An 18161-nucleotide genomic window follows, 5' to 3' on the forward strand; every position below is an offset into this window, starting at 1 on the left:
CTGCCTTGCGCCCCCCGTGCACCGACTACGCACCCACAGCTCACGCAACCGGGCACCCGCGCCCGCCTGACGGCAGGCGGCAGGCGGCAGACGGCAGGCGGCAGGCGGCCAGGCGGCCTACACGTGGATCGCCGCATCCCTGCGGCCGCCCTAGGTTGGCCGGGAATGCGGGCATATGCCCACATTTCTACCGAAAGGGCTGCCTGCATGACTCGCCGTCGTTGGTTCACGTCCGCCGTGTGCGCGCTCGCGCTGCTCGCACCCGGGTCACTCACCGAAGCCGCCGCCTCGGACTCGGCCTCAGAGTCGGCCTCAGACCCGGCCTCAGATGCGGTCACGGCCGCCGGGGGCCGGTCCCCGCTGCGGGTCATGACCCGCAACCTGTACCTCGGCGCCGACCTCGCGCCCGTCCTCGCCGCCACCGGCCAGCAGGCGCTGGTCGCCGCGGTGACCGCCGTGTACGCGAACGTGCAGGCGACGAACTTCCCCGAGCGCGCCAAGGTCCTGGCGGACGAGATCGCCGACGGGGACCCCCACCTCGTCGGCCTCCAGGAGGCCGCGCTCTGGCGCAGCCAGACCCCCGCCGATCCGAGCAGCAGCGCCACCCACGTCGAGTACGACTTCCTGAAGATCCTTCTCCGCGAGCTGTCCGCCCGCGGCAAGCACTACAGGGCCGTCGCCGAGGTGACCGTCGGCAGCGACTTCGAGGCGCCGCGGTCCACACCCACCGGCCTCCAGGACATCCGCCTCACCGACCGCGACGTGCTCCTGGCCCGCACCGACCTGCCCACCCGTGCCTTCTCCGTGACGAACGCGCAGTCCGCCCAGTTCCAGAACTTCGTGCCCCTGTGCCTCGCGCTGCTCGGGTGCCCGCCGAATCCGCCCCTCCAGGTGAAGCGCGGCTGGGTCGCGGCCGACGCCACCCTGCACGGCCGCACCGCCCGGGTGGTCAGCACGCATCTCGAACCCGCCTCCCGCACCGTCCAGGAGGCACAGGCCGCCGAGCTGCTCACCGGGCCGCTGAACACCACGCTCCCCGCCGTCCTGCTCGGCGACCTCAACTCGGCCGCCGGCGGAGTCGGCGCCACGCCGTCGTCGGCCACCCAGAGCCACGCCAACCTCCTGGCCGCCGGCTTCAAGGACGCCTGGACCGCCACCCGCCCCCGCGACCCCGGCTTCACCTGCTGCCAGGCCCCCGACCTGCGCAACCTCGCCTCGCAGCTCACCCAGCGCATCGACTACGTGCTCTACCGCGGCGACATCACCGCACGGGCGACCCAGCGGGTCGGCGCCCGGCAGGCCGACCGCACCCCGTCCGGCCTGTGGCCCTCCGACCACGCCGGCCTCAAGAGCCTCCTCAGGCTGCACTGACTCCCGGTCCCCGGCCGGGGCCCCCGGCCGGGGACGCTCTCCTGGTGGTGCGCGGGCAGCGCTTAGGCTGCGGGTATGGGGTGGACTAACCAGGAGCAGGCGGCCTCGGTGTGGACGGCGCCCAGCTCCGTGGAGCAGGCGCTGTACGAGGCGAAGGTGCGCGGGGACTGGCCGGCGTACTACGACGTGCTCGGCGCCGCGGACCTTTACATGATGCAGGCGCGCGCCGACGTCGACGAGCGGCCCCGGACCACCGTGTTCCACCCGTACTGGAACCCGCAGACCCGCACCACGTGCCTGGCCGTGTACACCGGCGGGATGCTGCCGCCGCCCGTCGCCGACCCCGTCTACTGCGTGTACGACCTGGAGTGGTTCGCGAAGGCGTGGGACGACACCGACCCGCCGTGGCTGGTGGTCAACCCGGGCAGCCCCTGCGAAGCCGTACTGCCCACCGGGCCCGAGGCGCGGGAGCTGTGGCGCTTCCACGCCGCCCGGACGCCCGAGCCGGGGCTCGCCAAGGGGCAGGTGCACACCCTCGCCGTGGGCGGCCCGCTCCAGGGCCCGGTCGCCTTCGGGCTGGCCTGCGGCGCGCACATCGCGGTGACCAACGGCCGCTACTGGAACGCCCTCGCGTACCACGGCATCGGCTACAAACTGGAGAAGCGGACCCTCAAGGAATGGTGGGGCGTCGACAGCCGCGCCGAGTGGATGCGCACCCAGGAACGCCTCCTCGAAGCCGACATGGTCAGCGGCGTCTGGGAGTTCGTGCTCGGACTGCGCCACCGGATGGCCCGCGACTTCGCCGGCCCGGTCGGCCTCGACCACTGGCGGGAGACCGCCGGGCACATCATCCGGCAGGGCGCCGAAGAGGCCGCCCAGCCGCAGATCACCCCGGACGGCGTCACCCAGGGACGGCCGCGCAGCGCCGCCGAGATCGACGGGCAGATCGCGGGCGTGCAGCGGCTGATCGGACGGATCGCGCGCTACGAGGCCCGGTTCCGCGCGGACGGCCTGCTCCCCGAGGACGGCTTCGTCCGCACCGCCGAGGGCTGGGACTACGGCCGGGCCTCCGGCATGGCCCGCTGGGGACTGGCCGCCGGCTACTGCACGCTCGCCGAGACCGAGGCTGCCGTGCTGCGCGCCGGCAGGCTCGTACGCACCAACTACCGGTCCTGGGAGGACTTCTCCGCCGCGTACGTCCTCGGCCGCTGCCTGCACTTCGACGAGGAGGAGTTCGGCACCTGGTACGAGTCCGCCCTCGCCACCCACCGGGCCCTGACGACGGACCCGGCGAGCCCCTGGCGCAACCTGCCCTGGGAGTAGCCGCCCGCCGCCACCTGTCACGCGGCCGGACCCGGCCCCCGGGCCGGCTCCGACCGTGTGATCAGACCCCGTGTGATCAGACCCCGCGTGATCAGGCCGCGTGACCGGGCCGCCCCGGCCTCAGACCGCCGTCGGCTCCGGCTCCGGCTCCATGATCAGGCGGACCTCGGGGACCTGGTAGCCGGCCCGGCGGAAGGCCGCCGCCATCGGGACGTTGACGGTGTCGGTGGTGGCCGTGATGCGGTCGGCGCCCTCGGCCGCGTGGAAGCGGGTGATCTCGGCGAGGATCTCGTCGATCAGCCCCTGGCCGCGCAGCTCGGGGACCACGCCCAGGTAGCCGACGTTGCGGTGGTACGGGGTACGGGAGGGCAGCGCGAGACCGGCGAGGGTGCCGTCGGGCAGGTGCGCCAGCCGCCACCAGGAGCGCTCGCCCGGGCAGTCCAGGTAGAACCGCAGGTCTTCCCGGGCCTGCTCCGCCACGCCCATCTCCGCCAGCTCGCGCTGCGTGTTGACGTCGAGGCTGCCCTGCGCGATGCGGGCGAAGACGTCCAGGAAGGCGTCGTCGCCGGCCTCGGAGAACACCAGCCGGGTCGGGGCGGGCGGCAGCGGGGACTCGGGGGTCCACTCCAGCCGCAGCCGCTCGTTCTCCTGCGTCAGGCCCGCCGCGCGGGCGGCCTCCTGCCGCCAGGTCACGCCTTCCACGATCAGGGGCTGCTCGCGCCAGTCGCCGGGCAGCGCGAGGATGTTGTACAGCGGCAGCTTCTTCGCGCCGGCGGCGCGGAACGCCGCGTGGGCGGCGGTGAGCAGGCCCGCGGCCACCCTGACGGGGTCGGCCACCGCGTCGCGCACGTGCAGGCAGTCGAGCGCGATCGGATGCTCGGCGTCCTCCCGGCCCCACCACAGGGCCCGCGCGAGGATCTCGCCGTCCTCGGCCTCGGCGACCCAGGTCCACTCGGGTCGGTACTGCCGAGCGGCGAACTCCTCCCGGCAGCGGACCTCGGCGATCGCCGGGACCGGCCCGTGCGCCGGGTACGTGGCGACGCGGTCGAGTTCTTCGGCGGTGGTGGAGCGGAACAGCATGCGGCCTCCGGGGCAACGATGAATATCAGCCTTCATGATCGCCATACCCGCCCCCACCGCAACCCCGTTTCCCACCCCCGCCGCCTTACGCTGCGCACGTCCAGCCCCTCCGGCGTTTGAGGCGCGGGTCCGGGCGGAGCCCGGTGCCCGGCGGAGCCGGGTTGCCTTGGGGCTCCGCCCCAAACCCCGCGCCTCAAACGCCGGCGAGGCTGGATTTGCCGCACGCGGCGCCGGCCAGCCCGGAGTTGCCCCCAGGGCACCGGCGAAGGCCGGAGGGGGCGCGCAAGGCGCGGAAAGGCCCCTGCCACATCTGGCAGGGGCCTTTCCGTTCGTCCGGCACGCCGGCCGGACGGGATGCGCGCTACGCCCAGGTGATCAGGCGCTTCGGCTGCTCCAGCACGGCCGCGATGTCCGCGAGGAACTTCGAGCCGAGCGCGCCGTCGATCAGCCGGTGGTCGAACGACAGCGCCAGCGTGGTGACCTGGCGCGCCTTCACCTTGCCCTTGTGGACCCACGGCTGCGCCTTGATCGCCCCGACCGCGAGGATCGCGGACTCACCCGGGTTCAGGATGGGCGTACCGGTGTCGACGCCGAAGACGCCGACGTTGGTGATGGTGATCGTGCCGCCCTGCATGTCCGCCGGGGAGGTCTTGCCCTCGCGGGCCGTGCCGACCAGCGCGGACAGTGCCTCGGAGAGCTCCGGCAGGGTCTTGGCCTGCGCGTCCTTGATGTTCGGGACGATCAGGCCGCGCGGGGTCGCCGCCGCGATGCCCAGGTTCACGTAGTGCTTGAGCACGATCTCCTGGTTCGCCTCGTCCCAGGACGCGTTGACGTCCGGGTTGCGGCGGATCGCGACGAGGACCGCCTTGGCGATGAGCAGCAGCGGGTTGATCCGCAGCCCGGCGAGGTCCGGGTCGTCCTTGAGCTCCTGGACGAGCTTCATCGTGCGCGTCACGTCGAAGGTGATGAACTCCGTGACGTGCGGCGCGGTGAAGGCCGAGCCGACCATCGCCTGCGCGGTGGCCTTCCGTACGCCCTTGACGGGGATACGGGTCTCCCGGGCGGCGGCGTCCGGTACGGAGACCGGAGCCGCTGCGGGGGCCTCGGCCGGCACCGCGGGAGCCGGGGCCGCGGCGACCGGGGCGGGCGCCGGGGCGGCCGCCGCGTGGACGTCCTCGCGGGTGATGACCCCGCCGGGGCCGGTGGGGACGACCGCCGCGAGGTCGATGCCCAGGTCCTTGGCGAGCTTGCGGACCGGCGGCTTGGCGAGCGGACGCTCCCCGGCCGGCACCGCGTGGTGACCGTTCTGGCCGCTCAGCGGAGCCGGCGCGGCCGGTGCCGCGGGAGCCGCCGGGGCCACGGGGGCGACCGGAGCGGCCGGGGCCGCGGCGGCCGGCGCCTCGGCACCCTTGCGCGGGCGCCGCTTGGTCGAGCTCGCGGCGACGCCGTAGCCGACCAGGACGGGCTGGCGGCCCTCCGGAGCAGCCTCCTCCGCCGCGGCGGGCGCGGGCTCCGAGGCGGGCGCCGGCACGGCCGCGGCAACGGCGCCGGAGCCACCGGTGTCCACCGTGATGATCACCTGGCCGACGTCGACCGTGGTGCCCTCGGGGAAGCGCAGCTCGGCCACCACCCCGTCGAAGGGGATCGGCAGCTCGACGGCCGCCTTCGCCGTCTCGACCTCGCACACGACCTGGCCGTCGGTGACGGTGTCACCGGGCTGGACGTACCACTTGAGGATCTCGGCCTCGGTGAGGCCCTCGCCCACGTCGGGCATCTTGAACTCGCTGAACGCGCCGTTCGCCGTATTCGTCGTCATCGTCGTCACTGACCTTCTCCTCAGTACGCCAGCGAGCGGTCGACGGCGTCGAGCACGCGGTCCAGGCCCGGCAGGTACTCGTCCTCCAGGCGGGCCGGCGGGTACGGCGAGTGGAATCCGCCGACGCGCAGCACGGGCGCCTCCAGGTGGTAGAAGCAGCGCTCCGTGATGCGAGCGGCGATCTCCGAACCGACACCCAGGAACACCGGGGCCTCGTGCACGACGACCAGGCGGCGGGTCTTCTCGACCGAGGCCTGGATGCCGTCGAAGTCCACCGGGGACATCGAGCGCAGGTCCACGACCTCGATCGACTTGCCCTCCTCGGCAGCGACCTTGGCCGCCTCCAGACACAGCTTCACCATCGGGCCGTACGCGGCCAGGGTGAGGTCGGTGCCGGCCTGCGCCACCCGGGACTTGTGGAGCTCGCCCGGGATCGCCTCGACGTCCACCTCGCCCTTGTCCCAGTAGCGGCGCTTCGGCTCGAAGAAGATCACCGGGTCGTCGCTCTGGATCGCCTGCTGGAGCATCCAGTAGGCGTCGGAGGCGTTCGAGGGCGAGACCACCTTGAGGCCTGCGACGTGCGCGAACAGCGCCTCGGGCGACTCGGAGTGGTGCTCGACCGCGCCGATCGCGCCGCCGTACGGGATGCGCACGACGACCGGCATCTTGATCTTGCCGAGGGCGCGGGCGTGCATCTTCGCGAGCTGCGTGACGATCTGGTCGTACGCGGGGAAGACGAAACCGTCGAACTGGATCTCCACGACCGGCCGGTAGCCGCGCAGGGCCAGGCCGATGGCGGTGCCGACGATGCCGGACTCGGCGAGCGGGGTGTCGATGACCCGCTCCTCGCCGAAGTCCTTCTGGAGTCCGTCGGTGATGCGGAAGACGCCGCCGAGCTTGCCGACGTCCTCGCCCATGATCAGGACCTTCGGGTCCGTGTCGAGGGCCTTGCGCAGCGACTCGTTGAGCGCCTTCGCGATCGACATCTTTTCGATGGCCATGGTCAGTTGCCCCCCTCGAAGGACGCGAGGTAGGCGGCGAACTGGGCGCGCTCCTCGTCGACGAGCGCGTGTCCGTCCGCGTAGACGTTCTCGAAGATGGCCATGGTGTCCGGGTCGGGCATGGCGCGTACGACCTCGCGGACCCGCTTGCCGAGGGTCTCGCTCTCGGTCTCCAGCTCGGCGAAGAAGGCGTCGTCGGCGTGGCCGGAGGCCAGCAGGTGGGCCTTCAGGCGCTCGATCGGGTCCTTGTGCTCCCAGGCCGCGCGCTCCTCGTCGGCCCGGTAGCGGGTCGGGTCGTCGGAGGTGGTGTGCGCGCCCATCCGGTACGTGAAGGCCTCGACCAGCGTGGGGCCCTCGCCGTTGCGGGCCCGCTCCAGGGCCCAGCGGGTCACGGCCAGGCAGGCCAGGACGTCGTTGCCGTCGACGCGGACGCCCGGGAAGCCGAAGCCGGCGGCGCGCTGGTACAGCGGCACGCGCATCTGGCGCTCGGTGGGCTCGGAGATCGCCCACTGGTTGTTCTGGCAGAAGAACACCACGGGGGCGTTGTAGACCGCCGAGAACGTGAAGGCCTCGCTGACGTCGCCCTGGCTGGACGCGCCGTCGCCGAAGTACGCGATGACGGCCGAGTCGGCGCCGTCCTTGGTGATGCCCATGGCGTAACCGGTCGCGTGCAGCGTCTGCGAGCCGATGACGATCGTGTACAGGTGGAAGTTGTTGGTGGTCGGGTCCCAGCCACCGTGGTTCACACCGCGGAACATCCCGAGCAGGTTGGTCGGGTCGACCCCGCGGCACCATGCCACGCCGTGCTCGCGGTAGGTCGGGAAGATGTAGTCGTCGTCGCGCAGGGCGCGGGCGGAACCGATCTGCGCGGCCTCCTGGCCGAGCAGCGAGGCCCACAGTCCGAGCTCGCCCTGGCGCTGCAGGGCGGTGGCCTCGGAGTCGAAGCGGCGGGTCAGGACCATGTCGCGGTACAGCCCGCGCAGGTCGTCGGCGGTGATGTCGGCGACGTAGGGGGCGAACTCCGAAGACGTGGCGTCTTCGACCCGGTCCCCTTCAGGCGTCAGCAGCTGTACGAGCTGGGGCTCGGCACTCTGGGTGGCAGCGGCGCTCTTGCGGGCGTCGGCGCCCGTCGCTCGCTTGGTGCCGCTGCTGCGTCGCGGCTTGCGCGCGGCAGTGCTCTCCACGGTCACGTGTGCTCCTCCGTCGGTCCGGCACCCGGGGTCGTCCGGGGACCAGTGCGGCTCGCCTGATCCGTACTCGCGCACGGGGTGGGTGCGACTCGGCGGGATTCAGGCGTGACAGTCGCCCCGGCGAGTGCCCTGCACTAAGCACGCTACCCAGTGCTCCGCATAACTGCGAAACCCCATCTGACCTGCGTTTTTACTTGGATTTCCAAGTAAATCCGAGGTTTCTGGAACAACCACTGGTCACAGCCTTGCAGGGGGCCGGAACAACGGCACGTTATCCCGGGTAACTGCGGCAGGGAAGGGGTGAGTATGTGAAACTGACGTAGTGCGCGAAGATGGAAAAATCACTGTATTCCTCCTTGACGACCACGAAGTGGTACGTCGGGGCGTCTATGAGCTCCTCTCCAGCGAATCGGACATCGAAGTCGTGGGTGAAGCGGGTACCGCCGCTGACGCCCTGGTGCGCATTCCGGCCACCCGCCCCGATGTGGCGGTCCTCGACGTACGGCTGCCGGACGGCAGCGGTGTCGAGGTCTGCCGCGAGGTCCGCTCCCAGGACGAGGACATCAAATGCCTGATGCTCACCTCGTTCGCGGACGACGAGGCGCTGTTCGACGCGATCATGGCGGGCGCCTCCGGGTACGTGCTGAAGGCGATCCGCGGCAATGAGCTGCTGAACGCCGTCCGCGACGTCGCCGCGGGCAGGTCCCTGCTCGACCCCGTGGCCACGGCCCGGGTGCTGGAGCGGCTGCGCGACGGCAAGAACGGCAAGGGCGACGACCGGCTCTCGAACCTCACCGAGCAGGAGCGGAAGATCCTCGACCTGATCGGCGAGGGCCTCACCAACCGCGTGATCGGCGAGCGGCTGCACCTGGCCGAAAAGACGATCAAGAACTACGTCTCCAGCCTGCTCTCCAAGCTCGGCATGGAACGCCGCTCGCAGGCCGCGGCCTACGTCGCCCGGATCCAGGCGGAGAAGCGCTGACCCTGCCGGCGCCGGTCCCCCCGCGTGCCCCGAGCGCTCTTCCGGCGCCGGTCCCCCCGCGCACCCAGCCGGCCCCGGTCAGCCGGGCCGCTCCGGGCTGATTCCCCGACACGCCGGGCGGGTATCGGGACCAACGTCCTCGATCATCGGGGCGGGATCCTCTTTCCGGCGCCGGGCGGGTGCCGGAGAGTGGGGATCATGTCCCCCGAGGAACTCCACGCCATCGAACTGCTGCGCCGGGTGCCCTACGGCCGCGTGGCCACCAGCATGCGCGCGCTGCCGTTCCTCGCCGCGGCCCGCCACATCGTGGTGGACGGCAGGGTCGTCCTGCGCATGCACGCCGGCTTCGACCACCACCGGGCGTGCGGCGGCAGCGTCGTCGCCTACGGCGCCGACAACTTCAACAGCGGCGACGCCGCGCTGTGGTCCGTGCAGTTCACGGGCACGGCCGAGATCGTCGAGCCGACCACGGCCGAGCTGCACCTCTTCGGGCCGGGCCCGCACTACGTGGACGGGGACCTGTTCGACCCCGTCTACCTGCGCATCGAGCCCCAGTTCGTCACCGTGCACACGCTGGAGACCGCCGTGGAACGCCAGTTCCAGCACGCCCTCTGACGCGCGCTACTGGGCGTGGCCCTGGCCCTCGCCGGCCGGGTCGCCGTTCGCGCCGGGGCTCTCGCCGCCGCCGCCCGTGTCGGGGCTCTCCGGCGTGGTCGGCTCGTCCGTGGGCTCGTCCGTCGGCTCCGTGGTCTCCGTCGGCTCCGTGGTGGGAGGCTCGGTCGACGGGGTCGGCGTCGGCTCGTGCGTCGGCTGACGCGTGGGCTCCCGCGTCTCCTCCCACGTGGGCTGCTCCTCCGTCGGCGTCTCTTCCTCTTCGGTCGGCGACTGCTCCTCGGGGCTCGGCGAGTCCGCTGACGGGCTCTTCGGCGCGGAGACGCCGGGCGACTTCGGCGGCGTCTCGTTGTTGCTCTTGCCGCCGCCCGCCTTGTCCAGCGCGTACACGACACCGGCCGCGATGGCGACGACGGCGAGCGCCGCGAACAGCCACATCTTCCAGCCGCCGGAGCCCCGGCCGCCGTTGCCGTCGTGGTAGCCGCCACCGCCGCCGAAGGCCGAGCCGTCGTCCGGGTTCAGCGGCGGCACCATCGGCTGCCCGAACTGGGACGTCGTGTTGTGCTGCGGGTAGTGCGGCTGCGGGCCGGAGCCGGGGTGGGACATCGCCGTGGTGGGCGCGTGCCCGCCGCCCTGACCGTGCGGCAGCGCCATGGCGACCGGGCCGGTGTTCCACGTACCGGTGTTGGGGCCCTGCTCGTGGAGCATCTGGAGCGCGTACTGGACCAGCCCGCGCATCTCCTCGGCGCTCTGGAAGCGGTCGTCCGGGTCCTTGGCGAGCGAACGCATCACCAGGCCGTCGAGTTCCGCCGGGACGGTCGCCACCTGCGACGGCGGCACCGGCGCGTCCTGGACGTGCTGGTACACCACCGACAGCGGGGTCTCACCGGTGAACGGGGGCCGCAGCGCGAGGAGTTCGTACAGCAGGCAGCCGGTCGCGTACAGGTCGGAGCGGTGGTCGACGGCCTTGCCCAGCGCCTGCTCCGGGGAGAGGTACTGCGGGGTGCCCATGACCATGCCGGTCTGGGTCATCGTCGACTGCGCGCCGTGCAGGGCGCGCGCGATGCCGAAGTCCATCACCTTCACGGCGCCCGTGTTGGTGATGATGACGTTCGCGGGCTTGATGTCGCGGTGCACGATGCCGTGCTGGTGCGAGTACGCGAGCGCCTCCAGGACGCCCGACACGATGATCAGGGCCTGGTCCGGGCCCGGCGCCTCGGCGCTGATCAGCAGATCCCGGATCGTCCGGCCCTCGACGAGCTCCATGACGATGTAGGGGACGACGTTCTGGCCGACGCGGTCCTCGCCCGAGTCGTACACGGCGACGACGGCATGGTGGTTGAGGCCGGCGACGGACTGCGCCTCGCGCGTGAACCGGGCCTTGGAGACCGGGTCCTCGGCGAGATCGGCGCGCAGCAGCTTCACGGCGACGGTGCGGCCCAGCCGGACGTCCTCGGCGGCGAACACCTCGGCCATGCCGCCGCGGCCGAGACGGTGCGTCAGCCGGTAGCGGCCCTCTCCGACGAGGCCGCCCGCGCCGAACTGCTCAGGAACATCCGACATCCCGGAGCCGTTTCCCTCGGGTTCGGGTGACATCAGTCCTCGCCGTCGTTTCTGGCCGCTCCCAGCGGGGGTCGCGGTGGTGTTGTGCAGGGTGCTCCGACGAACGCTACAGCCTCGGCGCGGCCGACCGGTCAGAGATTGAGGCGTCGTCCGCGCAAGGTCTACGCGCGGTCCGGGTGTGGTCACGGAACGGGAACCCCGGCTTGACGTGTGCTTGCCCTCCGGCAGACTGGGCCGCGTCATACGGATCGCCAGGTCCCGCAGGTAGCGCCCGAGGGGAAGCACAGTCATGAGCCAGGACGGCACTCAGGGCCGGTACGCAGGCGGTTCCCTGGCCCGTGGCCGTTACCAGCTACGGGACTTGCTGGGCGAGGGCGGCATGGCCTCGGTGTACCTGGCCTACGACGCCTCGCTCGACCGCCAGGTGGCCATCAAGACGATGCACACCGAGCTGGGCCGCGAGCAGTCGTTCCGCGAGCGCTTCAGGCGTGAGGCCCAAGCTGTTGCCAAACTGTCGCACACCAATATCGTCTCGGTCTTCGACACCGGCGAGGACACCGTCTCGATGGGTGGGACGGACACCGACAGCGGCCCCATGCCGTACATCGTCATGGAGTACGTGGAGGGCCGGCCGCTGGGCTCCGTGCTCCAGGCCGACATCGCGCAGCACGGGGCGATGCCCGCGGACCGCGCGCTGAAGGTGACGGCCGACGTGCTGGCGGCGCTGGAGGCCAGCCACGAGATGGGGCTGGTGCACCGCGACATCAAGCCCGGCAACGTCATGATCACCAAGCGCGGCCTGGTCAAGGTGATGGACTTCGGCATCGCCCGCGCGATGCAGTCCGGGGTCACCTCCATGACCCAGACCGGCATGGTCGTGGGCACCCCGCAGTACCTCTCCCCCGAGCAGGCGCTCGGCCGCGGCGTGGACGCCCGCTCCGACCTCTACTCCGTCGGCATCATGCTCTTCCAGCTGCTGACCGGCCGGCTGCCCTTCGAGGCGGACTCGCCGCTGGCCATCGCGTACGCGCACGTGCAGGAGGAGCCGGTCGCGCCGTCGAGCGTCAACCGAGCCCTGACTCCGGCGATGGACGCCCTGGTTGCCCGGGCGCTGAAGAAGAACCCGAACGAGCGTTTCCCCACGGCCGCGGCGATGCGCGACGCGTGCGACCGGGTGCTGTCGGCCGGCCGGACCGCCGCTCCCGTGATCGTCCAGGGCGGGCCCGTGAACAGCGGCGCCGGCGTCGGCTCGACCGTCTTCCCGCCGGTGGACGCCTCCCTCCAGGCCCCGCCGCCGCAGGCGCTGCAACAGCCGTACCAGCCCGGTCCGTACTCCGGCGCGGGCACCGGCGCGCCGTACGCGCAGCCGGCCCACACGCCGCACCCCCAGCCGCAGCAGCACGCGCCGATGCCCCAGGCGCACACCCCGGCCCCGCAGCACGCCCCGGCCCCGCAGCAGACCGGCGGCTACGCGTACCCGCCGCAGCAGGCCTACCCGCAGCAGGTGCAGACCCCGCCGCCGTACGCGATGTCCGCGCCCACGCCGCCCGCGGGCGGCCGCGCCCCGGCCCGCCGCGGCGGGCGCAACACCCCCGTGGTGGCCGGCGCCGCCGCGGTGGCGCTGCTGGCGATCGGCGGACTGATCTACGTCACGACCAAGGACGGCGACAAGGACAAGGACGGCCCCATCCGGGCGAACACGTCCTCGTCCGCGCCGGCGAGCCAGAAGCCGGGGCACAAGGGCCCGGAGCTGACCCGCACCATCGAGGCGAAGGAATGCAGCGAGGCCGCCGAGTCCTACGACGACGCGAAGAAGGTCCGGGCACCCGACTTCCGCTACAAGAACCTCGACTCGGTGAAGCTGTGCCTGCAGGCGGCGGGCTGGACGCTCAAGGAGAAGCCGAAGGACGAGGCGGTGTTCGGCGAGGACACGGTCCTCGACCAGTTCCCCTCGCCCGGCACGGACGTCGACCCGGACAAGGCCGAGTTCACCCTGGAGATCTCCACGGGCAACCCCGCCTGACCTGACGGCCCGTCCGCACCGCCGGGCCCCGGCGCGAGTCCGGGCGTCGGGCCCGGGCGCCGGGTCCGACCGGGCCGTCCGGGCCCGGTCGCCGCCGCCCCTCCCTGCGCCCCTCCCTCCGCCTCCTCCCCGCACAGACCGCCCGGGATGCCGGAATTGTTCGGTCGTGTGAGTCTGAGCCTGACACCTCGGCAGGTCGGGACGGGAGGGGCCCCGTGACTTCACGCCTTCGCTCGCTCCGATGGGCGGCCGGAGCGGCGTGCGCCCTCGGCGTACTGCTGCCCGCCGGCCCCGGGTACGCCGCCGCGGCGCCGGCCCACTGCCCCGGTCCTGCCCTGCGGGGTCCGGCCCTGTCCGATGCGGCCCTGTCCGGTGCGGCCCTGCGGGGTGCGGCCCTGTCCCGTGCGGCCCTGTCCTCCACTCCCACGGCTCCCCGTACACCCGACGCGCCCGACGCCCCCCGCGGGGACGAGCTGGCCGGGAGCGTCGCCGGGGCCGGGCGGGCGCGGCCCGGGCGGGCGGCCGAGGAGGCCGAGCTGAACCCGCAGGCCGTGCCGGCCGTACGGCCCGTACCCGAGGCGAAGCCGGAACCGCCCCCGCCGCCACCCCCGCCCCCGCGCGCCGAGCCCAGTCCGGCGGCGCCGCCGGTCAGCGCCCTGGGCGGGGAGCAGAGCTCGCGGGTCGCCGACCTGGCCGCGCACATGGTGCCGCTGGGCGCCGGGCTGGCCCTGATCGGCCTGGGTCTGGCCTTCCTCGGGATGCGGCTGCGCCGCTGACCCGGGCCCCCCGGCTCCCCCCGGCGGCGGACCGGGAGCGGCGGGTCCCCCTCAGGATGTAGATCGCCAGACGGTTGTGCTCGCGAACATACTCGGTATACATACTGAGTATGTCGATCCGCCACGGACTCCTCGCCCTGCTTGAGCGAGGCCCCCGGTACGGCTCCCAGCTGCGTACCGAATTCGAATCCCGCACCGGCTCCACCTGGCCGCTCAACGTCGGGCAGGTCTACACGACCCTCGCCCGGCTGGAGCGCGACGGGCTGGTCGCGCCCGACGGCGCGGACGAGGCCGGCCACACGCTGTACGCCATCACCGAGACCGGCCGCACCGAACTCCACTCCTGGTACGAGCGCCCCGTCGAACGCACCAACCCGCCCCGCGACGAGCTGTCGATCAAGCTCGCGATGGCCGTCGGGGCACCCGGCGTCGACATCCGCGCCGTCATCCAGGCCCAGCGCGTCGCCACCATCCGGGCCATGCAGGACTACACGCGCCTCAAGGCGCAGGCCCTCACCGCGATCGAGAACGGGCAGGCCCGCGAGCGCGACGACGTGGCCTGGCTGCTCGTCATCGAACAGCTGATCTTCCAGACCGAGGCCGAAGCACGGTGGCTGGACCACTCCGAATCCCGGCTGGTGCGGCTCTCCGTCCTGGCCGAACGGGGAGCCACCACCGAGCCGCCTCCGGCCGCCCCGCCCGCCGGCCCGCACCCGGCCCACGCGTCCGCACCGGCCGCCACCCGACCCGCACAGAGCTGACCCACGTCCCAGGGGGGACCCCTCATGCCCGACCAGCCCCACCGCTCACCCGTCCTGGAGCTCCGACAGCTCACCCGGGTCCACGGCAGCGGCGCCACCGAGGTGCACGCCCTCAGCGGCATCGACCTCGCGGTCCATCCCGGCGAGCTCGTCGCCGTCATGGGCCCGTCCGGCTCCGGCAAGTCCACGCTGCTCACCCTCGCCGGGGGCCTCGACACCCCCACCGGGGGCCAGGTGATCGTCGAAGGCACCGACATCACCACCGCGAACCGCAAACAGCTCGCCGCCCTGCGCCGGCGCTCCATCGGCTACGTCTTCCAGGACTACAACCTCATCCCGGCCCTGACCGCCGCCGAGAACGTGGCCCTGCCGCTCGAACTCGACGGCGTCTCCGCCCGCAAGGCCCGCGTCCACGCCCTGGCGGCACTCGCCGAGATGAACCTGCCCCAGCTCGCCGACCGCTTCCCCGACGAGATGTCCGGCGGCCAGCAGCAGCGCGTCGCCATCGCCCGCGCCCTGGTCGGCGACCGCCGCCTGGTGCTCGCCGACGAGCCCACCGGCGCCCTCGACTCCGAGACCGGCGAGTCCGTGCTCGCCCTGCTGCGGGCCCGCTGCGACGCGGGCGCGGCCGGCGTCCTGGTCACCCACGAACCCCGCTTCGCGGCCTGGGCGGACCGGGTGGTCTTCCTGCGCGACGGCCGCGTCGTCGACGAGACCCTGCGCACCGACGCCGAGTCGCTGCTCACCGGGCGGGCGGCCGCCCAGTGAACTCCTGGTACCACTCCTGGGTCGCCGCGATCCGGATCGCCCGGCGGGACGCCGTGCGCGCCAAGGGCCGCAGCCTCCTCGTCCTCTCGATGATCGCCCTGCCCATCCTGGGCGTCAGCGCCGCCGACCTGACCCTGCGCAGCGCCGAACTCTCCACCGGGCAGAAGCTGGACCGCGTGCTCGGCGCGGCCGACGCCCGGATCTCCGACCCCGGCCTCGGCGGGCCGGTGTACCAGCAGCCCGACGGGGAGAGCTACGCCCCGGTCGGCGGCTACGCGGACCAGTGGACGCCGCCCACGGACAGCCGTACCGACGTCGAGGCGGCCTTCCCGCCCGGTGCGAAGTTCCTGAAGGACACCGAAGGCAGCGCCAAGGTCCGCACCCGGCACGGCCTGCTGGAGGTCTCCGTACGGGAGCTCGACACCGCGAACCCGCTGGCCGCGGGGCTGACGGCGCTCGACCGCGGCCGCTTCCCGGCCAAGGCCGGCGAGGTCGCGGCGACCACGGCCTTCCTCGACGCCTCCGGCCTGTTCGTCGGCTCCACGGTCGTCGCACGCGGCATGGACCGGCCGTACGTGATCACCGGCGCGTACGAGCTGCCGAACGAGCTCAAGGCCAAGGCCCTCATCGCCCCGCCCGGCACCTTCCTCGCCCCGCTCGACAAGGCGGTCAAGGCGGCCGGACTGGGCAGCGTCGGCCTCAACAGCAGCTACCTCGTCGCGGTCGGCGGCGAAGGTTTCACGTGGAACATGGTCAAGGCGGCCAACGCCAAGGGCGTCGTCGTCGCCTCGCGCGCCGTGGTCCTGGACCCGCCCGCCGACTCCGAGGTGCCGTACTACCGGCAGGAGCAGCGCTACGAGCAGAGCATCGGCAGCCGTACCGCGGAGATGGCGGCGCTCGCCACCGTGGTCGGCCTCGCGATGCTGGAGATCTGCCTGCTGGCCGGCCCCGCCTTCGCGGTCGGCGCCCGGCGCTCGCGCCGCCAGCTGGGCCTGGTCGGCGCCAACGGCGGCGACCGCAAGCACATCCGGGCCATCGTCCTCTCGGGCGGCCTGGTCATCGGGGTCGCGGCCGCGGTCGTCGGCACCGGACTCGGCATCGGGCTGACGCTCGCCCTCCAGCCGGTCCTGGAAGAGCAGCTGGGCGCCCGCTGGGGCCACTTCGACCTGCGCCCGCTGGAAATCCTCGGCATCGGCGGCCTCGCCGTGCTGACCGGCCTGCTCGCCGCGATCGTGCCGGCCGTCACCGCCTCCCGGCAGACCGTGCTCGCCTCGCTCACCGGCCGCCGCGGGGTGCGCCGGGCCAGCCGGGTACTGCCGGTGGCCGGCCTGATCGCCATCGCCCTGGGCGCCGCGATCGCGCTCTACGGCAGCACCACCGACCTGGGCTTCACCGTGGTCGCGGCGGGCAGCGCGCTCGCCGAACTGGGCGTCGTGGCCCTGACCCCGGTGCTGGTCGGCCTGTTCGGCCGGGTGGGCCGCTGGCTCCCGCTGTCCCCGCGGCTCGCGCTGCGCGACGCCGTCCGCAACCGGGGCCGTACGGCTCCGGCCGTGGCCGCGGTGCTCGCCGCGGTCGCCGGCACCGTCGCGGTGGCGACGTACCAGGAGAGCCGGGACGCCCAGTACCGCCACGAGTACACCGCCCAGCTGCCCGACCTCGGCGGCCGGGTGCTGGCCAAGGACGCGGGCGGCTACCGGGAGATACCCGCCGTCCGCCAGGCGGTCAGCAAGGAACTCCCGGTCGCCGTACGGGCGGACGTGGAGCGGCTGTACGTCGGCCGGCCCGACTGCGACCGGTGGGGGGTCTCGAAGGGCTGCGGGCAGGTCGAGCTGGTCATCCCGAAGGACCAGGAATGCCCGCTGTGGAACAGCAAGGAGGGCCCGGACGCCTTCACTCCCGAGGAGCGCCGCAACTTCAGCAAGGACTGGCGCTGCACGTCCGTGAACCACTACACGGAGCAGGAGATCGCCGTCGCGGACGAGAAGCTGCTGGCCGCCCTGCGCATCGACGACCCGGCAGCCGTCCGGGCGCTGAAGGCGGGCACACCGGTCGCCTTCGACCGACGGCACGTCAAGAACGGCAAGGTCGGCCTGCTGGTCATCGCCGACCAGGAGAAGGCCGAGGCGGCCCGGCAGGCCGACCGCGAGCCGCCGGGCGAGCGCAAGCAGTTCGCCGTGCACGCGGCCACCTCCGCCGAGGCGTACGGCCTGAAGCTGATCCTGCCGCCGGCGACCGCGAAGGCCGCGGGCCTCAAGACGGTGCCCCTGGGCTCGTACTTCACGCTGGAGCGGGCTCCGTCGACGCAGGAGCGGCAGCGGGCCGACGGCGCGTTCGACCGGATGGGCGCCGACCCGGACCTGTACGTCGAGAACGGCTACGAAAGCTCCGGCACGCTCGTCCTGCTGGCCCTGGCGATCTTCGCCGGGCTGGTGACGATCGGCGCGGCCGGCATCGCCACGGGCCTGGCCCAGGCCGACGCCGAGGCCGACCTGAAGACCCTGGCCGCGGTGGGCGCCGCACCGCGCGTACGGCGCACGCTCAGCGGGTTCCAGTGCGGGGTGGTGGCCGCGATGGGCGTGGTCCTCGGCTCCGCGGCGGGCCTGCTGCCCGCGGTGGGGCTGCGGCTGACGGAACGGCGCGAGCAGCTGGCCTGGTTCCGCGACCTGGTGGCCCAGGGCTACGGCCAGGACACCAGCGAGCCGTACATCCCGGTGGTCGTGCCCTGGTCGACGCTGGCGCTGCTGCTCGTCGCGGTTCCGGTGGGCGCGGCCGTGCTCGCGGCCCTGGTGACGCGTTCCGGCGGGGCACTGGCCCGCCGGGCGGCCGCCTGAGCCGCCGGCGCACGATCTCGTGCCCCCGTGCAGGGTGGATCACACCCGCGCGGGGGCACACCGT

Annotated in this window: 14 protein-coding genes; 9 read left to right on the plus strand and 5 right to left on the minus strand. The window is 73.1% G+C overall.

What is annotated here, in order from left to right; translation table 11 throughout:
• Nucleotides 1-369 precede the first annotated feature (369 nt).
• Both OG764_RS18215 and OG764_RS18220 read left to right on the plus strand, forming a co-directional pair.
• Nucleotides 370-1371 (plus strand): endonuclease/exonuclease/phosphatase family protein, encoded by a 1002-nt coding sequence (locus tag OG764_RS18215; protein ID WP_328969483.1) that lies wholly within the window; start codon nucleotides 370-372, stop codon nucleotides 1369-1371.
• Nucleotides 1372-1446: 75 nt separating this feature from the next.
• Nucleotides 1447-2694, plus strand: a complete 1248-nt coding sequence (locus OG764_RS18220) for a DUF1266 domain-containing protein (protein ID WP_328969484.1) — start codon at nucleotides 1447-1449, stop codon at nucleotides 2692-2694.
• Between the two features lie 120 nt (nucleotides 2695-2814).
• On the opposite strand, the gene OG764_RS18225 is transcribed toward OG764_RS18220, so the two are convergent.
• The 4 genes from OG764_RS18225 to pdhA form a co-directional block, all read right to left on the minus strand.
• Complete coding sequence (locus tag OG764_RS18225) at nucleotides 2815-3774, minus strand: GNAT family N-acetyltransferase (RefSeq protein WP_328969485.1); 960 nt, start codon at nucleotides 3772-3774, stop codon at nucleotides 2815-2817.
• Nucleotides 3775-4135: 361 nt separating this feature from the next.
• Entirely contained in the window at nucleotides 4136-5590 is a 1455-nt protein-coding gene (locus OG764_RS18230; RefSeq protein ID WP_328973057.1) for a dihydrolipoamide acetyltransferase family protein, read from the minus strand.
• A 20-nt stretch (nucleotides 5591-5610) separates the two neighbouring features.
• On the minus strand, nucleotides 5611-6591 hold the full coding sequence (locus OG764_RS18235; RefSeq protein WP_328969486.1) for an alpha-ketoacid dehydrogenase subunit beta: 981 nt from the start codon (nucleotides 6589-6591) through the stop codon (nucleotides 5611-5613).
• Nucleotides 6592-6593: 2 nt separating this feature from the next.
• On the minus strand, nucleotides 6594-7781 hold the full coding sequence (gene pdhA, locus OG764_RS18240) for a pyruvate dehydrogenase (acetyl-transferring) E1 component subunit alpha (RefSeq protein ID WP_328969487.1): 1188 nt from the start codon (nucleotides 7779-7781) through the stop codon (nucleotides 6594-6596).
• A 322-nt stretch (nucleotides 7782-8103) separates the two neighbouring features.
• Here pdhA and OG764_RS18245 point away from each other — a divergent pair, with 322 nt between their 5' ends.
• Together OG764_RS18245 and OG764_RS18250 are read left to right on the plus strand one after the other, a co-directional pair.
• Nucleotides 8104-8763: a response regulator transcription factor gene (locus OG764_RS18245; RefSeq protein ID WP_328969488.1), complete on the plus strand. Its 660-nt coding sequence runs from the start codon at nucleotides 8104-8106 to the stop codon at nucleotides 8761-8763.
• A gap of 198 nt (nucleotides 8764-8961) precedes the next feature.
• Nucleotides 8962-9378: a pyridoxamine 5'-phosphate oxidase family protein gene (locus tag OG764_RS18250; RefSeq protein WP_328969489.1), complete on the plus strand. Its 417-nt coding sequence runs from the start codon at nucleotides 8962-8964 to the stop codon at nucleotides 9376-9378.
• Between the two features lie 6 nt (nucleotides 9379-9384).
• On the opposite strand, the gene OG764_RS18255 is transcribed toward OG764_RS18250, so the two are convergent.
• Nucleotides 9385-10971, minus strand: coding sequence for a protein kinase domain-containing protein (locus OG764_RS18255; protein ID WP_328969490.1), 1587 nt, complete (start codon nucleotides 10969-10971; stop codon nucleotides 9385-9387).
• A gap of 256 nt (nucleotides 10972-11227) precedes the next feature.
• Here OG764_RS18255 and OG764_RS18260 point away from each other — a divergent pair, with 256 nt between their 5' ends.
• From OG764_RS18260 to OG764_RS18280, 5 genes are all read left to right on the plus strand, one after another.
• The gene (locus OG764_RS18260; protein ID WP_328969491.1) at nucleotides 11228-12961 is read left to right on the plus strand and encodes a Stk1 family PASTA domain-containing Ser/Thr kinase; all 1734 of its coding nucleotides are present in this window, start codon (nucleotides 11228-11230) and stop codon (nucleotides 12959-12961) included.
• A gap of 215 nt (nucleotides 12962-13176) precedes the next feature.
• A complete protein-coding gene (locus OG764_RS18265; RefSeq protein WP_328969492.1) occupies nucleotides 13177-13737 on the plus strand; it encodes a hypothetical protein in 561 nt (186 codons plus the stop codon).
• A gap of 110 nt (nucleotides 13738-13847) precedes the next feature.
• Entirely contained in the window at nucleotides 13848-14498 is a 651-nt protein-coding gene (locus tag OG764_RS18270) for a PadR family transcriptional regulator (protein WP_328969493.1), read from the plus strand.
• A gap of 24 nt (nucleotides 14499-14522) precedes the next feature.
• Nucleotides 14523-15266, plus strand: coding sequence for an ABC transporter ATP-binding protein (locus tag OG764_RS18275; RefSeq protein ID WP_328969494.1), 744 nt, complete (start codon nucleotides 14523-14525; stop codon nucleotides 15264-15266).
• Nucleotides 15263-18097, plus strand: a complete 2835-nt coding sequence (locus OG764_RS18280; protein WP_328969495.1) for an ABC transporter permease — start codon at nucleotides 15263-15265, stop codon at nucleotides 18095-18097. The genes OG764_RS18275 and OG764_RS18280 overlap by 4 nt, the downstream gene beginning before the upstream one ends.
• Nucleotides 18098-18161: the final 64 nt, after the last annotated feature.

The sequence above is a fragment of the Streptomyces sp. NBC_00239 genome (assembly GCF_036194065.1).
Taxonomy (GTDB): Bacteria; Actinomycetota; Actinomycetes; order Streptomycetales; family Streptomycetaceae; genus Streptomyces.

Bases quoted from the DNA above. Each gene is read 5' to 3' on its own strand.
- OG764_RS18215 (WP_328969483.1), top strand. From the start codon at position 370: ATGACCCGCAACCTGTACCTCGGCGCCGACCTCGCGCCCGTCCTCGCC.
- OG764_RS18220 (WP_328969484.1), top strand. From the start codon at position 1,447: ATGGGGTGGACTAACCAGGAGCAGGCGGCCTCGGTGTGGACGGCGCCC.
- OG764_RS18225 (WP_328969485.1), bottom strand. From the start codon at position 3,774: ATGCTGTTCCGCTCCACCACCGCCGAAGAACTCGACCGCGTCGCCACG.
- OG764_RS18230 (WP_328973057.1), bottom strand. From the start codon at position 5,590: ATGACGACGAATACGGCGAACGGCGCGTTCAGCGAGTTCAAGATGCCC.
- OG764_RS18235 (WP_328969486.1), bottom strand. From the start codon at position 6,591: ATGGCCATCGAAAAGATGTCGATCGCGAAGGCGCTCAACGAGTCGCTG.
- OG764_RS18250 (WP_328969489.1), top strand. From the start codon at position 8,962: ATGTCCCCCGAGGAACTCCACGCCATCGAACTGCTGCGCCGGGTGCCC.
- OG764_RS18255 (WP_328969490.1), bottom strand. From the start codon at position 10,971: ATGTCACCCGAACCCGAGGGAAACGGCTCCGGGATGTCGGATGTTCCT.
- OG764_RS18260 (WP_328969491.1), top strand. From the start codon at position 11,228: ATGAGCCAGGACGGCACTCAGGGCCGGTACGCAGGCGGTTCCCTGGCC.
- OG764_RS18270 (WP_328969493.1), top strand. From the start codon at position 13,848: ATGTCGATCCGCCACGGACTCCTCGCCCTGCTTGAGCGAGGCCCCCGG.
- OG764_RS18275 (WP_328969494.1), top strand. From the start codon at position 14,523: ATGCCCGACCAGCCCCACCGCTCACCCGTCCTGGAGCTCCGACAGCTC.